Origin of the sequence: Varibaculum cambriense (genome assembly GCF_022133705.1) — a bacterium.
GTDB lineage: Bacteria > Actinomycetota > Actinomycetes > Actinomycetales > Actinomycetaceae > Varibaculum > Varibaculum cambriense_A.
On the sequence record NZ_JAKNHJ010000001.1, the window covers coordinates 98,337 to 113,533 of the forward strand.

Below are 15,197 nucleotides of genomic sequence, written 5' to 3' on the forward strand. Positions count from 1 at the left end.
CCGTGGAAGACTTTTTGAAACTTTCAGCCCTACAGCTAGCGGAGAAGCTGCGCGCTGGGGAGCTGACTTCCGAGCAGCTGACTCAGGCTTGCCTGGATCGGATTGAACAGTTAAACCCGAGCCTAAATGTGTTCGTGCATCTAGATCCGGAGGAAGCGCTAGAAACTGCCCGGCGCGTAGACAAGGCTCGCCAGGACGGAGAAGAACTACATCCTTTGGCGGGTCTGCCGATTGCCTTGAAAGACAATATGGTTACTCGCGGTCAGGAAACAACTTGTTGCTCCAAGATTTTGGCTGGTTGGAAGCCTCCCTATGATGCCACGGTAGTTAGCAAAATCAAGGATGCGGGTCTGCCGATTATCGGTAAAACCAATATGGATGAGTTCGCGATGGGCTCGTCTACTGAGCATTCTGCCTTCGGTCCCACCCATAACCCTTGGGATCCTTCCCGGATTCCCGGTGGCTCTGGCGGCGGCTCGGCCGCGGCAGTCGCCTCCTTTATGGTGCCTTTAGCTTTAGGTTCTGACACCGGTGGCTCGATTCGCCAGCCCGGTGCAGTCACTGGCACCGTGGGCGCCAAACCCACCTACGGGGCGGTTTCCCGATACGGTCTGGTGGCGATGGCTTCCTCGCTAGATCAGATCGGCCCGGTGACCCGCACGGTGGCGGACGCGGCGGCGTTACAAGAGTTAGTGGGCGGGCATGACCCCTTTGACTCCACCTCTTTGGATGAGCCGGTTCCCGCATTGCTGAAGGCCGTGCAGGAATACCAAGGTAAAACTGACCTTTCCGGTCTGCGCCTGGGGGTAGTTAAACAGGGCGGCGGAGACGGCTATGAAGAGGACGTAACCCGCACCTTTAACGACACAGTGGCAGCTTTGAAAGAGCGGGGAGCTACGATTACCGAAATCGATATGCCTTCCTTTAAAGATGCCCTCGCCGCCTATTACTTGATTATGCCGGCAGAAGTTTCTTCCAACATGGCACGCTTTGACGGTATCCGTTTCGGAATCAGGGTAGAGCCGACCTCCGGGCCGGTGACTGCCGAAACCGTAATGGCGGCTACCCGCGAAGCCGGTTTTGGGGCAGAAGTGAAACGCCGGATTATTTTGGGTACCCACGTGTTATCTGCCGGATACTTTGATGCCTATTACGGCAGCGCCCAAAAGGTACGCACCTTGGTGCAAGAAGACTACGCCAAAGCATTCTCGCAGGTAGATGCGCTAGTATTGCCCACTTCGCCCACCGTAGCCTTCAAACTCGGAGAAAAGATTGGCGACCCGCTGACCATGTATAACTGCGATATTGCCACTATCCCCGCGAACCTGGCGGGAATTCCGGCGATCAGCGTGCCGATCGGGTTGGATCATCAAGGGCTGCCGATTGGTTTCCAGGTAATGGCGCCTCAGCGCGGCGACGCCCTCATGTATCAGGTAGCCCAGGCCGCAGTTGACGCCTGCGGCACCGATGTTCCGGCTGCTTGCCCGGTGAAGTAGAGGAGAAGCAATGAGCGATTTAATGAAATACGAAGATGCAGTAGCCGAATTCGATCCGGTATTGGGACTGGAAGTCCACGTTGAGTTGGGCACTGAAACCAAAATGTTTGATAGCGCCCCGAACTCTTCACTGGGAGAACCTAACACCCGGGTAACCCCAGTCTCTGTCGGTCTGCCCGGATCCCTGCCGGTAGCTAATAAGCGGGCAGTGGAATACGCGATCAAGATTGGGCTGGCGCTCAATTGCGAGATTGCCCCCTTCTGCCGCTTCGCCCGTAAAAACTATTTCTATCCCGACCTGGCGAAGGCCTACCAGATTTCCCAATTCGATGAGCCTATCGCCCATGACGGTTATGTAGATGTTGAACTCGATGATGGGGAAATCTTCCGGGTAAATATTGAACGTGCCCATATGGAAGAGGACGCTGGCAAGAACACCCACATTGGAGGAGACGCCGGTCGTATCCAAGGTGCCGCCTATTCTCTGGTGGACTATAACCGCGCCGGGGTGCCGCTAGTTGAGATTGTTACTCGCCCTATTGAGGGCGCGGGGGCTCGCGCTCCCGAGGTAGCCGCCGCGTATGTACGTACTTTGCGCGATATTTTCCGAGCCCTAGAGGTTTCCGAGGCGCGGATGGAACGCGGAAACGTCCGCGCGGACGTGAACGTGTCTTTGCGACCCAGCCCGGATGCGCCCTTGGGAACCCGCACTGAAACTAAGAACGTGAACTCGTTTAAAGCCATCGAAAAAACGGTTACCTTCGAGATTCGCCGTCAAGCCAAAATTCTTACTGAAGGCGGCAAAGTTATCCAAGAGACCCGACACTGGCATGAAGACACTGCTACCACTTCTTCGGGGCGGGAAAAATCCGACGCGGAAGATTACCGTTATTTCCCGGAACCAGATTTGGTGCCGGTAGCTCCCGCGAAAGAATGGGTGGACCAGCTGCGCGCTAACCTGCCGGAACTGCCGGTAGCCCGGCGCCGCCGCCTGCGCGAAGAATACGGTTTTTCTGATATGGAAATGCGCGACGTGGTAAACGCGGACGCTTTGGATATTATCGAGGCCACGGTAGAAGCAGGAGCCGTACCCCAGGCTGCGCGGAAATGGTGGATGGGAGAAATCTCCCGGATTGCCAAAGAAAAGAACCTGGGTCTTGAGCAGGTTGCGGCCAAGCCCGCTGATGTAGCTCAGCTACAAGACCTGGTTGACCAGGGTAAACTTAATGACAAGTTAGCGCGTAAGGTGATTGCCGGGGTACTGGAAGGTGAAGGCACCCCCGCCGAAGTTATGCAGGCGCGCGGACTTGAAATCGTGCGAGACACCGCTGCCCTAGAGGCCGCGGTAGCCCAGGTGATTGCGGATAACCCGAAAGTGGTAGAGCAAATCAAAGGTGGCAAAGTCAAGGCGATTGGCGCCCTCATGGGTGGGGTCATGCGTGCCACCAAGGGGCAGGCGGATGCCGGGGAAACGCGCGAGATGATCCTCAAGCAAATCAACGGATAACCAGGGGATGTTACTAATGTGACTAATTACCTCTTTTTGGTTTTCTAATAGATAGTACGGTCGTTACGAAGCGGCTCTGTCAGAAGTAATAGCTGGCAGAGCCGCTTTTCTAATTATTTTCAACCTAATCGTTTCCGAGTACTGGACAAGAAAAGAAGCTGAATGCAGCCAAAAGTTGGCATTTTATGCAAAGCCGTTTGACAAACGGGGGGGGGAATAATTTTGCATTGTTCCTGTCAGGGATGTTATTAGGAGATATAACAATGAAAAATCTTGTCAAAAAAACTGCAGCCGGCGTTTTCGTAGCCGGTCTGACTTTCGGGTTCGCTCCCGCTGCATTCGCAGCTGACGCAACCCCCGCTTGCTGGGTAGATGCTGTCGAGCAGGCAGAGATTCACTACGCCAATGAAAATGGCAAGCTCACTGAACTACAGGTGACTGCCAATATCGCTTTGGATGCTAAACAAAAAGCCGACGATGCGGTAAAAGCCGCTAAGGCTAAGGTTGCTGCCGCGAAGAAAGCTTTCGAAGACAGCAAGACCGACGCTGCTCCCGATGGAGATGCCGCTAAGAAGAAGGCTCTGGACGATGCCAACACCGAGTTAAAGGCGGCAGTTGCCAAGCAGAAGAGTGCTAATGCGGAATATAAAGAGGCAAAAGGCTATGCTGATATTCAGGAAGGCACTGTTAAGAACTATGCCTATCCGGCTCTAAAGAAGATTCAAGATGCCGATCCTGCTGCCTACAACAAGGCGCACGGTTGCAAAGCCAATCCCTCTAACCCAGAACAAAAACCAGGGAAACCTGAAGTAAAGCCTGGGAAACCTGAAGTAAAGCCCGGTAAATCCGAAGATAAGACTGGGGCTGCCGGTGTCGCTGATAGCAAGAAACCTGCAAATAAGCAAGCAGCTAAGCCGGCTAAGGGTGACCTGGCCAGCACCGGTGCAGTGGCTGCCTCTCTAGCTGGTATTGCGCTAGCCTCGGTAGCTGGTGGGACTGGTGTAGTCGCCTGGCGTCGCCACAAAGCGTAACAATATAGCTAATAATCACCATTGATGATTTATTGACCTTGTAATCATCTGGCAATCAATAGGGCTTGGACGAGAAAATCTCGTCCAAGCCCTATTACTTTTGCCTGCTCGGACAGTGTCCATGTAGATACGACGAAACGCGCGGGGGAGAGATTTTTCCTCCCGCCCAAGAATTTGGAAAACGTAGCGACGTTTTCCAAATTCTTATGCCCACCGCACCCACTCGGATAAAATCTCTCCCCCGCGCTCAAGGTAAAATCAGCGGCGAATCTCAGACTAAGCGGGGAGTATTTCCCGTAATCATCGCGGCTTTACAAGGTGTGGGGAAACAAAAATAAATGTCCTGCACACGAAAGGTAAACGCGTGAGGGCGGATTTATGCCGATCAGGCTAGGCGGGCGTAAAACTCGTAAAAGACCCCGGTCTTTTACGAGTTTTTGGGCGGGAGGCAAAATCCGCCCTCGTGCGTTCGCATCTACACGGAGTTTGGGCGGGAGGAAAAATCTCTCCCCCGCGCGTTTAGCTAGCTAGTTCGAGCTTCAGTTCTTCTTGGGGGGAGTGGGGTTGGGAACCGAACCTTTCTTGGAACGCGGACGTACCATGGCCTGCAGTCCTTCGCCAGAAACCGCCAGCCAGTAGAGGTCAAACTGACCGAAAGTAGCGCTGCGTAGTTGGGTGGGGTCAGCCACGGGGGCGAGCAAGCGGGCAATCACCATATCGGAAGCCCCAAGTTTACGTAGCAAGGCCGAAAAAGTTTTGAAACTAGCGGTTTTCCCGATTCCCGCAACCGCTATTGACGAAAAATCGTCCTCACACTCGTAAGAGGGACGTTGATCTTGGGGAATGCATTCATTAAATGCTTCTCGTAGAGCTTGCCGCGCTGCCTCGCTGTTGTGGCTACGCCGGTAACGTAGAATTGTCCACCCAGCGACAATCCCGACGATAACTCCCAGTAATATCCAAAGCGCCATAACTATCCCTCCAATGTCGACAGTGCCTGTTGGTAAACCTGCTGGTCTTCGGGGCTAAAACAACAGATAGTGATGGAGTTTAAGGTAGAGGAGGAGGCGGAAAAGTCTTTGATCTGGCTTATAGCAATCATAGCTGCCTGCGCTATCGGGAAGCGATAGACCCCGGTTGAAATCGAGGGGAACGCTATCGAATGACAATGGTTCTGCGCAGCCAGATGTAAGCAATTGCGCCAACAAGTCGCCAAGAGCTCGGCTTCCCGAGTGCCTCCGCCATGCCACACTGGGCCAGGAGTATGTATCACGTACTTGGCAGGCAAGTTGTAACCACCGGTGATCTTCGCCTGTCCGGTTCGGGCTCCGCCCAGGGTGCGGCATTCTTGGAGTAGACCGGGACCGGCTACGCGGTGAATGGCCCCGTCTACACCGCCTCCTCCCAGTAGGGAAGTGTTGGCCGCGTTGACAATTGCGTCAACATCCAGAGTAGTGATATCCCCTAAAACTACTTTTACCTGCAGTTTTCCTAGTTGCATTTCATTAATCCGTTGTCTTTGATCGAGCAGTAGCCGAAGGGATTCTTTTCTAAGTAGCGTTGATGGTAGTCCTCTGCCGGGTAAAAGACGGGAAGCTGGGAGGCGCTAGCGATTTCGGTAACTGGCTCGGCTCGGTAGAGGTCGCAGATTTGGTTTTTTAGTTTCAAAAGTACTGCTTGGGCGGTATGCTCTTGATCCGCCGTAGTGGGGAAAACTTGGGAGCGGTATTGCGAGCCCACATCGCCGCCTTGTCGATTACGGGTCGTGGGGTTGTGGTGAGAGAAAAATACCTCTAGCAGCTGGCGGTAACTGATCTGCGCAGAGTCAAAAACCACTCGTACCGTTTCCGCGTGACCGGTAGTGTCAGTGTAAACCTGCTGGTAACTAGGATTTTCTAGGTGTCCGCCCATATAGCCGACTTCGGTTTGCTGCACCCCGTCCAATCCTGAAAAAAGACGTTCTGCTCCCCAAAAGCAGCCCATTGCAAAATAAGCAGTTTCGGTGTTTCTCATGATTTCAGTATAGAGGGCGAGCAGTTGTTACTCCCGATAGCAGGAAGCCAGTTACTTCCAGAAAGCGTCAGTAACTGGGACTAGCTGCGGATATTTGGGGCTGCGACCATACCCAGAGGAGCGTCTTCAACAGTAACGTTCTACGGGATAGCCCACTGTTGATTCGCGGATCCACTTTAAGCGCCCAAAATAGTATCCACAATGGATAGCGGCTAACAGGGCGCGGAAAATAAAAATATCTCACCGCATGCGGTGAGATATTTTTTAGGTAAGACTCTATCGGGAGCCTTAACCTTGGTGCCAAATGCCCTCGAAGAGTTACTTCTCCATAGAGTTAACTAGCTTCGCCAGCTTCGACTTGCGGTTAGCCGCCTGGTTGCGGTGAATAATCTTCTTTTGCGCGGCGCGATCCAGCTTCTGGCTGGCGAGGCGCAATTCAGATTCGGCCAGCTGGGCATCGCCAGCAGCCACCGCTTCGCGGGTACGACGTACCAGCGTCTTGAGCTCGGACTTTACCGAGCGGTTGCGCAAGCGGCGCTTTTCATTCGTACGAATACGCTTCTTCTGAGACTTAATATTTGCCAATTTTTCACTCTCTATGAGTATCCAATATGCGGTCTAGAGGGCTGAGCCGGATTCGGACTGGCGTGTGGGGCACGCTGGCAAGAAACCGGCAAGACTATAGCCGACCGGGGCTAAAGTCCGCGAATCAGTTTAGCAGGCGCGAGGCCCTAGACGCTAAAAAATTCGAGGGTGGTAATCAAGTTCACTTCTGCGCCTCGCCTCCGGAAGGTCAGCTCCACCGCGAGCGGTTCGGTGGAGCCGCTCCTCCCAGCCTCGCAAAGCCTGCCCTAGTTAGTACCTTGCTAAAGTCTGTGCCTCAGCTAGAAGATTTCTAGGCTCGCGCCCCCAAAAGTCACCGCTAGCGACGTCCCTGGTTAGGGCTGCGGCCTCGCAGCCGATCCAATTGGCGACGTTCTTTTTTCGTTGGCCGGCCGGATCCGGGTTCCCGGCGCGGTAGCGAGGGTAAAGACAGCTTCGGGAGGCGCTCGGGAGTTAAATCCTCATAGGCTAGGCGAGCGAGCGGATAACTCACTCGCCGCTCCAACAATTGTTTGACCTGTAATATGTGGTCGAATCCTCCGATCCGCACTACTACTTGGTCGCCGAGACGCACCGGAGAAGATGCCTTAGCGCTCTTGCCATTGATCTTTACGTGACCAGCTTTGCAGGCTTTAGCCGCTGCCGAACGAGTTTTATACTTGCGTACCGCCCACACCCAAATGTCGGTGCGCACCGAGGCGAGGCTAGCGTCTGCGCCTGCCGCGCCCTCGTTACTATCTTCTGTCCCCATCTAGTTTCAGCCGCTCCTAAAGTCACTAAGTCCTACGTATTTCGATTTTTAGCGCGGTTTTTTATTTTTCATTCTAAAGGTTAGCGCTTCTAGTCCCCTCAGCGGGCGTAATTAGCGTAACCTAAGAGAAGAGGATTATTGCCCCCGCGAGGGGTGTTGAGGAAAGGAATAAATTGGTACCTAATCCAATTCCCGCTGCCAAATTGTCCAATGGGCGGGTTCCTTTGAATATTCTGGAGTTGGCGCCGCTTTCTACCGGCATGACCCGGAAAGAAGCCCTGGACACTTCGCTAAAGCTGGCGAAGAATGCTGATCGTTTGGGTTACACCCGCCTGTGGGTGGCAGAACATCACGGTTCGCAAGTTTTCATGTGTTCGGCTTCATCGGTGATAATCACCCGCGCCTTGGAAAACACTACTCGTCTGCGGGTAGGTGCCGGCGGGGTGATGTTACCTAACTGGTCTCCACTTACGGTAGCGGAAACCTACGGAACTCTTTACACCATTTACGAGGGGCGGGTTGATCTGGGGTTAGGTCGGGCACCCGGAACTGATCCGGCTACGGCTCGGGCGCTGCATCGCGGCGCTAGTGAGCCAGCCTATTTCGAGGAGGATCTCGAGGAGCTCGCCAGCTATCTATCAGATCAAACATCAGTGGTGCACTCCGGGGTGGTTTCAGGGGCGGAAGCCTCGATTCTCGGGATTGAAGTTATCGGCGTGGATCGCCCCTTCACTCGGGTGCGCGCCATTCCGGGGGAAGGCACCTGTATCCCTATGTGGATGTTGTCTTCGTCCTCTGCAGGCGCCAAGGTTGCCGCTGACCTGGGGATGCCCTATGTTTTCGGTGGTCACTTCGCTCCTTACAACATTGATGAAGCGGTAGAGATATACCGGCGGGAGTTTAACGCCAACGCCCCGACCGCCATGGTGGATCATCCGGTAGTGATGATGGGCATGAACGTGATGTGTAACGAGAACGAAGCGGAAGCAAAGTACCAGTTCACCACGACCTACCAGGTACAGGGGAATGTGCTTTCCGGGCGGCCGGGCACGCTCACCCCGCCTACCGACGATTTGGATGCGACTTTGGGTGAAAAACTGGCCGATCGGGTGCGGGCGCTGCCCTCTATTTCCGCGGTCGGTACCCCAGAGCAAGTAGTAGAGAAAATGGATTGGGTTTCCCGTAAGTACATGGTAGATGAGATCATCACCGTTACTCACGCTTACGATCCTCAGGTACGCATTCATTCTCTAGAACTGGTAGCTAAAGCCTGGGGCTTGCCGATACTGCCAGCCGAGGGGGAAGCTGAAGAAGCGGAGCAAACACCGTCCACCCCGGAACCGGAAGTGATAGAAATCGCGGAGGAAGAACCGGAGGAAAAGGTTGCGCCGCGACCTGGTGGGACGCGGAATCGCTCGGCAGTGTATGGGCCGGTGCACCGCAGCGAGAGGAAAAAGCCGACATTAAAGAACTCTGCTGGTGCGAGCGCTGCGGCAGCATCTTCCGACAGTGAGGACGCGGCAGCAAAGACTACTGCCTCTAAAGCAGCGCCTGCTAAAAGACCAGCAGCCAAGAAAACTACTGCCGCTAAGAAGCCTGCCGCTAGGAAAACTACGGCAAAGACCTCGACGAAAGCAACTGCTAAACCTAAACCGGCAGCAAAGTCGGCAGCGAAGTCCGATGCTGCTAGTGAGCAAACGACTCCCGCAGCAAAACCAACTGCGCGTACCCGTACCCGGCGCAAGCCGCGCCCTCGCAGTTAGAGGTTTGGGACTTAAGGCAATAGGATAACGCGAGAAGACAGCGGGATTTTAATAGGAAGATAATAGTATTGGCTAACAGCGAGCGGGATTTAGGGATTGCCCCCGGTAACACGGATCCCCAGCAGATTCGTAATTTTTGTATCATTGCCCATATTGATCACGGCAAGTCTACGCTGGCTGATCGGATGTTGGGGGATACCGGGGTGGTCTCGGAACGAGAAATGCGCGAACAATATCTGGATCGGATGGATATTGAACGTGAACGCGGGATCACGATTAAATCTCAGGCAGTGCGTATGCCCTGGCAGGTGGGGGACACCCACTATGTGCTGAATATGATTGATACCCCCGGTCACGTGGACTTTTCTTATGAGGTGTCGCGTTCGCTAGCCGCTTGCGAAGGGGCGATCTTATTAATTGATTCCTCGCAGGGGATCGAAGCACAAACCCTAGCCAATCTCTATTTGGCGATGGAACATGACCTGGTAATTATTCCGGTACTTAATAAGATTGATCTTCCGGCGGCGCAACCAGATCGCTGCGCGGAGGAAATCGCGGGACTGTTGGGAGGATCTCCCGAGGAATGCCTGCGAGTATCAGCCAAGACCGGTGAAGGGGTGCCAGAGCTCCTGGATCGGATCGTAGCGGAGGTTCCATGCCCTAAATCCAGCAGTAAGGAACCGCGTGCCCTGATTTTTGATTCCGTCTACGATACTTATCGCGGAGTAGTGACCTATGTGCGGATGATGGATGGCAGCCTTAAAAAGGGTCAGCGGGTAAAAATGATGTCCACTGGTTCTGAGCATGAGCTGCTAGAGATTGGGGTTATTTCTCCGGAGCCTACCCCGGCAGCTGGCCTGGGACCGGGCGAAGTGGGTTATTTGATTACTGGTGCGAAGGACGTGCGGTTATCTAAAGTTGGTGACACGGTAACCAGTGCTAAGGATCCGGCCAGTGAGATTCTGCCTGGCTATCAAGAACCTAAACCCATGGTTTATTCGGGGATCTATCCGGTAGATGGCGATGATTTCCCGGATTTGCGGGAGGCGCTGGACCGGCTGCAGTTAAACGATGCGGCGATTACTTTTGAACCCGAAACTTCCGTGGCTTTGGGGTTTGGTTTTCGCTGTGGATTCTTGGGGCTGCTACACCTAGAGATCGTGAAGGAACGCTTGGAGCGGGAGGCGGGACTGTCGATTATCGCTACGGCGCCCTCGGTGGTTTATCACGTTACTCAAGAGGATGGTACGGAACTAGAAGTGACTAATCCTTCCGAGTATCCGGATGGGAAAGTCCTGGACGTGCAAGAACCGGTAGTGGAAGCTACTGTTTTGACTCCCAATGACTATGTAGGACGAATCATGGAGCTTTGCCAGGGCAGGCGAGGCACCTTAGGAAAAATGGAGTATCTATCCTCTGACCGGGTAGAGATGCATTATCGTCTGCCTTTAGCGGAGATCGTGTTTGACTTCTTTGACCAGCTTAAATCTCGGACGCGGGGCTTTGCTTCCTTGGATTATCATGAGGCAGGCACCCAATCTGCGGATCTGGTGAAAGTAGATATTTTGTTAAATGGCGAGGGCGTGGATGCGTTTAGCGCCATTGTGCATCGTGATGCGGCTTATGCATATGGGGATAAGATGACGCGGCGGCTAAAAGAGTTAATTCCCCGCCAGCAGTTTGAGATTCCAGTTCAGGCAGCGGTGGGTTCGCGGATTATTGCTCGGCAGACTATTCGAGCGCTGCGCAAAGATATGTTGGCGAAATGCTATGGCGGGGATATTTCCCGTAAACGCAAACTTTTAGAAAAACAAAAGGCAGGAAAGAAACGAATGAAAGCAGTGGGCTCGGTGGAAATCCCGAACTCGGCTTTCATCGATGCCATAACCCAAGATACTCCCACGGGAAAGGGGTAAGTCATGAGTGAAGAACTATCTGAACGCGAGGAAGCGACAGAAAACCTAGTTTCTGAGGAGGAACTAACGGAGGGCGAGACCGGAGGGCAGGCTCAAGAAATTGACCTGTCATCACCGGAAGGACGCTATCTGGCCAGGTCGAAGTCTTTTGTCTCCCGGGCACGTCAGCTTAGCGATTCTTTGCAACATACTTGGGATGCTCATGCCGGCGACTATGTAGTAGCGGTACCTGTCGGTGCTGGGCATACCGCGGTGGCCGAGGACGCGAAACCCTTATCGTTTAAACGTCTTTTTGATCGCAACGCGGTGGTGCGCCTGGAAATTGGTACTGGTAACGGGGATCAGATCGTGTCTGCAGCGGTATCGCATCCTGATCGGGACTATATCGGGTTCGAAGTTTACCGCCCGGGGGTAGCGCAAACCGTGTCGAAAGCAGTTAAAGCCGGGGTGGATAACCTGCGGATTATTGAGGCTGACGCGGCGCAAGCTTTACCGATTCTGTTTCAAGAAGCCTCCTTGGATGAGGTGTGGACTTTCTTCCCGGATCCGTGGCGCAAAACTAAGCACCATAAACGGCGTTTAGTGCAGGCCGAATTTGCGCAAACAGTGGCGCGAGTACTGCGTCCTGGGGGAGTATGGCGCCTGGCCACCGATTGGTCGGATTATGCCTTCCAAATGCGGGACGTTATTGAGGATTCCTGCGATTTTGAGAATCCCTATGCTGGGGTTAATCCTCATGAGGAAGATCCCGATCCGGGGCGCGGCGGTTTTGCCCCGCGTTGGGAAGGACGCGTAATGACCAAGTTTGAGCGTCGCGCCATCGATGCGGGACGAGAAGTGTTCGACTTGGTGGCGCAGCGGCTTTCGTGAGCGGCACCGCCAAGCTTAAAGAGCTTTTTTCCGCAGCTAATGAGGGCGGTGGGCGCTTACACTCGCTTCCGGTAGCGGGAAAGGACGCGGCACACGCTGATTCGGGTCAGCAGGAGGCCGGCTTCGCGGTCTATATTCATGTGCCATTTTGCCGGGTGCGCTGCGGGTACTGTGACTTCAATACCTATGTGAACGGTTTTGGAGCTGGCGCCGACCGAGCAAGCTACCATGATTCGGCACGCCGTGAGCTGGCGCTGGCCGCGCAGTTTTTGCGCGAACATAAGCTAGTTCCACCCCCGGCGTACTCGGTTTATTTCGGAGGCGGTACCCCCACCCTGCTAAGCGTGAGGGCGCTGCGGGAACTCCTGGAGGATGTAGTCAGTACCTGGGGAGTAGCTCCGGGCGCCGAGGTATCGATTGAAGCTAACCCGGACACGATAACTGACCAGGTAGCGCAGGAACTAGCCGCCAGTGGATTCACCCGCGTGTCCCTGGGAATGCAATCGGCGGTGCCGCAAGTATTGGCGACTTTGGAGCGGACTCATCGCCCGGAAAATCTTCCCCAGGCAGTAGCCGCGCTGCGGCGAGCCGGCCTCGCGGTGTCCCTGGATTTGATTTACGGGACTCCCGGGGAGTCTAAAGCGGATTGGGAAGCCTCGCTGCAGGCAGCCTTAGCTTTAGAAGTTGACCATATTAGCGCCTACTCTTTGGTGATTGAGCCCGGTACCAAGATGTATGCCCAGGTGGAGCGGGGGCAACTGTCTCCGATTGATCCTGATAGTCAGGCAGAAAAATATGAAATGGCGGACTCACTGCTAAAAGCGGCGGGTTTTAAGTGGTATGAAATCTCAAATTGGGCAAGGCAGCTAGATACCGAAGTATTCCCGAGCCCGAAGATTCCCGATGCTACTTATTTGGCAAATGTATCGCGGCATAACCTGGCTTATTGGCGGGACTGGAATTGGTGGGGGATTGGGCCGGGCGCGCATTCTCATCTCGGCCAGGTGCGCTGGTGGAACTGGAAACATCCCCGTGGCTACGCAAGGAGCGTAGCCACGGGTGACCTTCCAGTTCAAGATGGGGAAGTGGTCGCTGCGGACAGCCGGGAACTGGAGCGGATCATGTTGGGGCTGCGCACCGCTGCAGGAGTAAAAAGTTTGCGCGCAGAGGAACGAGCCGAGTTACCGGTGCTGGTGGCAAAAGGATATCTTGAAGAAGAGGCGGCGCGCCGCGGCGAAGCGATATTAACCTTGCGGGGGCGTCTAATGGCTGACTATGTTACTGGCCAGCTATTGGGCTGGTAAGTTAGCGGGTGCCGGCGGCGGTAACGAAATCGATTAGTGATTCTACCGGCCCTAAAAGACCGGGTTCCAGATCCCGCCAGTCGCGTACTTGCCGCAAAATATGTTTCCAACCCTGAGCGATATCCGCCTGGTTTGCTGCCGGTAAGCCCAAGGCCTGTAGGCTACCCACCTTAATATCGCTGCCGCGCGGCACTGGTGGCCAAGAATCCAGCCCCACTCGCTGCGGTTTTACTGCCTGCCACACGTCTACAAACGGATGCCCCGCAATCGCGACTGCGTCCTCGCCAAAAGTTTCGATACAGTGCTGGGCGATACGCGACTCTTTAGAGCCGGGCACCAGGTGATCCACTAAGGCTCCGATTCTTGTCCGCGGGGTAGGAGCGAACTCTTCCAGCCGCTCTGGAAGATGATCCACCCCGTCCAGGATTTCTACCACTACCCCCAGCTCGCGCAGGTCATCGCCCCAGACATGTTCTACTAGCTCCGCATCATGGCGTCCTTCTACCCAAATCCGGGATGCCCGCGCTACTCGCGCCCGACGTTTACCGTCCTGCGGGGCGCGCCGCGAACCGGAATTAGTGGCGGCACGACCGCTCGCCAACTTAGGATCCTTGTCGTTTTTCACTTTAGGTGCGGGAGCTCGCAGCTCAACCGGTTTCCCGTCAATCCAAAAACCGGCTCCTAGCGGAAAAGCCCGCACTTTGCCGCGCCGATCCTCCAGCTCCACCAGATACATGCCCCCAGATTTGTAACAGCGCAAGACCGCGCCTACAAAACCGGTCATCACATCCTCAACTACCAGGCCGCGGGTAGCAGCAACCGGGCGGGAAGCCGGGAGCTTGCGCCAATTATCGTTAGCAAGGACGTCTTTTCCGTAGCGATCAAACACGCCCTAACTATAGGGGAAAACCTTAGGCGCTACAGCAGACCGCTCCGGCAGAGTCCTCAGATTCGCTACTGCCCGAATAGTTAGGATCCAAAGCTGCTGCTTCTTCGGGACTGACCCAAGCCGGCAATTTGCTTAAGCGAGAAAGATATTCGCTAATGGCCTCGAAATCACACAACATTTCGGGAGCAGACGAAGATAGCACTTGGAAAACCACAAAGGCCCGAATATCGCTTTCGACGGGCTGCTCACCAGTAAGGAACGAATTTTCCCGCAACATTTCTTCCAAGCGTTCCAAAGCCAGTGAAAAGTTCCGCCGGGTTTGTCCGTCAGCTTCTCCATGAGAAACTGCCCAGGAAGGGCTAACTAACTGCTTATTTAGCCAAGCATCGAGGGCATCAAGTTTTGCCCGCTCAGCTGCCGGATACAAATCCGGGGCTTCAAAATGAGTAAAAGGTTTCCAAGCGGTGCAAAAATCGAGCAGCATATCGGCGGACTCGGTAGCCACAATCTGGTTATCGCGCTGGGAATCTAGTATCACCGGCACGGTTTGCGGATCATCAGGCTCAAAATTGGGTTGGCGGCGATATAGCTCGCGCGCTGAACGCACCATTAGCAGCGGGTCATAGGAATAGCCATCCCGAATAAACTCGAAACCATCCGGGCCCGATCCGGTAGCATAACGTACCCCGATCGCAGCCTCTAAACCTAAAAGCCGCCGCGCAATGGTCACCCGGCGGCAATAGGGGCAGGCGGGAGAAACAACTAGCAGGTAGCGGCCGGCCTGTACCGGTAACTCTTCGCTACCAAAACGATAATTCGGGATCATGAACAACTCCTGTTCTCTACGCTAGTTCCATTATCGCAAATGCAGGGCGCCCTCGCGCGCTGAGCGAATCGAGTCAAAATGTGGCATAATAAACGGGTGCTCCGGGGTCGGTGAAAATCCGAACCGGCGGTAAAGTCCGCGACCCGCTCACTATGGGCGGCTGAACCGGTGAAATTCCGGTACCGACGGTTATAGTCCGGATGAGAGGCAGCACGGGCAGTTATGCCA

At 54.6% G+C, this 15,197-nt stretch carries 14 protein-coding genes and 1 riboswitch; of the genes, 7 read left to right on the forward strand and 7 right to left on the reverse strand.

Annotation, left to right across the window (positions count from 1 at the left end):
- Window positions 1-2: 2 nt before the first annotated feature.
- The 3 genes from gatA (at window position 3) to L0M99_RS00425 (ending at window position 4,034) form a co-directional block, all read left to right on the forward strand.
- Complete coding sequence (gene gatA, locus L0M99_RS00415; protein WP_238127390.1) at window positions 3-1,496, forward strand: Asp-tRNA(Asn)/Glu-tRNA(Gln) amidotransferase subunit GatA; 1,494 nt, start codon at window positions 3-5, stop codon at window positions 1,494-1,496.
- A gap of 10 nt (window positions 1,497-1,506) precedes the next feature.
- Window positions 1,507-3,003, forward strand: a complete 1,497-nt coding sequence (gatB, locus tag L0M99_RS00420; RefSeq protein ID WP_024058543.1) for an Asp-tRNA(Asn)/Glu-tRNA(Gln) amidotransferase subunit GatB — start codon at window positions 1,507-1,509, stop codon at window positions 3,001-3,003.
- 263 nt (window positions 3,004-3,266) lie between these two features.
- A complete protein-coding gene (locus L0M99_RS00425; protein ID WP_238127391.1) occupies window positions 3,267-4,034 on the forward strand; it encodes a hypothetical protein in 768 nt (255 codons plus the stop codon).
- A 539-nt stretch (window positions 4,035-4,573) separates the two neighbouring features.
- Here the strand turns inward: L0M99_RS00425 and L0M99_RS00430 are convergent.
- From L0M99_RS00430 to L0M99_RS00450, 5 genes are all read right to left on the reverse strand, one after another.
- A complete protein-coding gene (locus tag L0M99_RS00430) occupies window positions 4,574-5,005 on the reverse strand; it encodes a hypothetical protein (RefSeq protein ID WP_024058545.1) in 432 nt (143 codons plus the stop codon).
- A gap of 2 nt (window positions 5,006-5,007) precedes the next feature.
- Window positions 5,008-5,535 carry an O-acetyl-ADP-ribose deacetylase gene (locus L0M99_RS00435; protein ID WP_024058546.1) on the reverse strand — a complete coding sequence of 176 codons (528 nt, stop codon included), beginning with the start codon at window positions 5,533-5,535 and terminating at the stop codon, window positions 5,008-5,010.
- Window positions 5,526-6,047: a peptide-methionine (S)-S-oxide reductase MsrA gene (gene msrA / locus L0M99_RS00440; RefSeq protein WP_238127392.1), complete on the reverse strand. Its 522-nt coding sequence runs from the start codon at window positions 6,045-6,047 to the stop codon at window positions 5,526-5,528. The genes L0M99_RS00435 and msrA overlap by 10 nt, the downstream gene beginning before the upstream one ends.
- Before the next feature lie 318 nt (window positions 6,048-6,365).
- Window positions 6,366-6,632, reverse strand: coding sequence for a 30S ribosomal protein S20 (gene rpsT / locus L0M99_RS00445; RefSeq protein WP_024058548.1), 267 nt, complete (start codon window positions 6,630-6,632; stop codon window positions 6,366-6,368).
- A gap of 337 nt (window positions 6,633-6,969) precedes the next feature.
- Complete coding sequence (locus L0M99_RS00450; protein ID WP_024058550.1) at window positions 6,970-7,401, reverse strand: RNA-binding S4 domain-containing protein; 432 nt, start codon at window positions 7,399-7,401, stop codon at window positions 6,970-6,972.
- Between the two features lie 224 nt (window positions 7,402-7,625).
- Between L0M99_RS00450 and L0M99_RS00455 the strand changes: the two genes are divergently transcribed.
- The 4 genes from L0M99_RS00455 (at window position 7,626) to hemW (ending at window position 13,254) form a co-directional block, all read left to right on the forward strand.
- Window positions 7,626-9,164 (forward strand): LLM class flavin-dependent oxidoreductase, encoded by a 1,539-nt coding sequence (locus L0M99_RS00455; RefSeq protein ID WP_238127393.1) that lies wholly within the window; start codon window positions 7,626-7,628, stop codon window positions 9,162-9,164.
- A 68-nt stretch (window positions 9,165-9,232) separates the two neighbouring features.
- Window positions 9,233-11,080: a translation elongation factor 4 gene (lepA, locus tag L0M99_RS00460; protein ID WP_238127394.1), complete on the forward strand. Its 1,848-nt coding sequence runs from the start codon at window positions 9,233-9,235 to the stop codon at window positions 11,078-11,080.
- Window positions 11,081-11,083: 3 nt separating this feature from the next.
- Window positions 11,084-11,950: a tRNA (guanosine(46)-N7)-methyltransferase TrmB gene (gene trmB, locus L0M99_RS00465; RefSeq protein WP_238127395.1), complete on the forward strand. Its 867-nt coding sequence runs from the start codon at window positions 11,084-11,086 to the stop codon at window positions 11,948-11,950.
- On the forward strand, window positions 11,947-13,254 hold the full coding sequence (gene hemW, locus L0M99_RS00470; RefSeq protein ID WP_238127396.1) for a radical SAM family heme chaperone HemW: 1,308 nt from the start codon (window positions 11,947-11,949) through the stop codon (window positions 13,252-13,254). The genes trmB and hemW overlap by 4 nt, the downstream gene beginning before the upstream one ends.
- Before the next feature lies 1 nt (window position 13,255).
- Here the strand turns inward: hemW and L0M99_RS00475 are convergent, their stop codons facing one another.
- Together L0M99_RS00475 and L0M99_RS00480 are read right to left on the reverse strand one after the other, a co-directional pair.
- The gene (locus L0M99_RS00475; protein ID WP_238127397.1) at window positions 13,256-14,143 is read right to left on the reverse strand and encodes a DUF3097 family protein; all 888 of its coding nucleotides are present in this window, start codon (window positions 14,141-14,143) and stop codon (window positions 13,256-13,258) included.
- A gap of 22 nt (window positions 14,144-14,165) precedes the next feature.
- Window positions 14,166-14,969 (reverse strand): glutathione S-transferase, encoded by an 804-nt coding sequence (locus L0M99_RS00480; protein WP_024058556.1) that lies wholly within the window; start codon window positions 14,967-14,969, stop codon window positions 14,166-14,168.
- Between the two features lie 94 nt (window positions 14,970-15,063).
- A riboswitch (FMN riboswitch) is annotated at window positions 15,064-15,185 on the forward strand.
- Window positions 15,186-15,197 lie beyond the last annotated feature (12 nt).

Excerpts from the sequence above, each read along its gene's own strand:
- gatB (WP_024058543.1), top strand. The coding sequence starts at position 1,507 with ATGAGCGATTTAATGAAATACGAAGATGCAGTAGCCGAATTCGATCCG.
- L0M99_RS00425 (WP_238127391.1), top strand. The coding sequence starts at position 3,267 with ATGAAAAATCTTGTCAAAAAAACTGCAGCCGGCGTTTTCGTAGCCGGT.
- L0M99_RS00430 (WP_024058545.1), bottom strand. The coding sequence starts at position 5,005 with ATGGCGCTTTGGATATTACTGGGAGTTATCGTCGGGATTGTCGCTGGG.
- L0M99_RS00435 (WP_024058546.1), bottom strand. The coding sequence starts at position 5,535 with ATGCAACTAGGAAAACTGCAGGTAAAAGTAGTTTTAGGGGATATCACT.
- msrA (WP_238127392.1), bottom strand. The coding sequence starts at position 6,047 with ATGAGAAACACCGAAACTGCTTATTTTGCAATGGGCTGCTTTTGGGGA.
- L0M99_RS00450 (WP_024058550.1), bottom strand. The coding sequence starts at position 7,401 with ATGGGGACAGAAGATAGTAACGAGGGCGCGGCAGGCGCAGACGCTAGC.
- trmB (WP_238127395.1), top strand. The coding sequence starts at position 11,084 with ATGAGTGAAGAACTATCTGAACGCGAGGAAGCGACAGAAAACCTAGTT.
- L0M99_RS00480 (WP_024058556.1), bottom strand. The coding sequence starts at position 14,969 with ATGATCCCGAATTATCGTTTTGGTAGCGAAGAGTTACCGGTACAGGCC.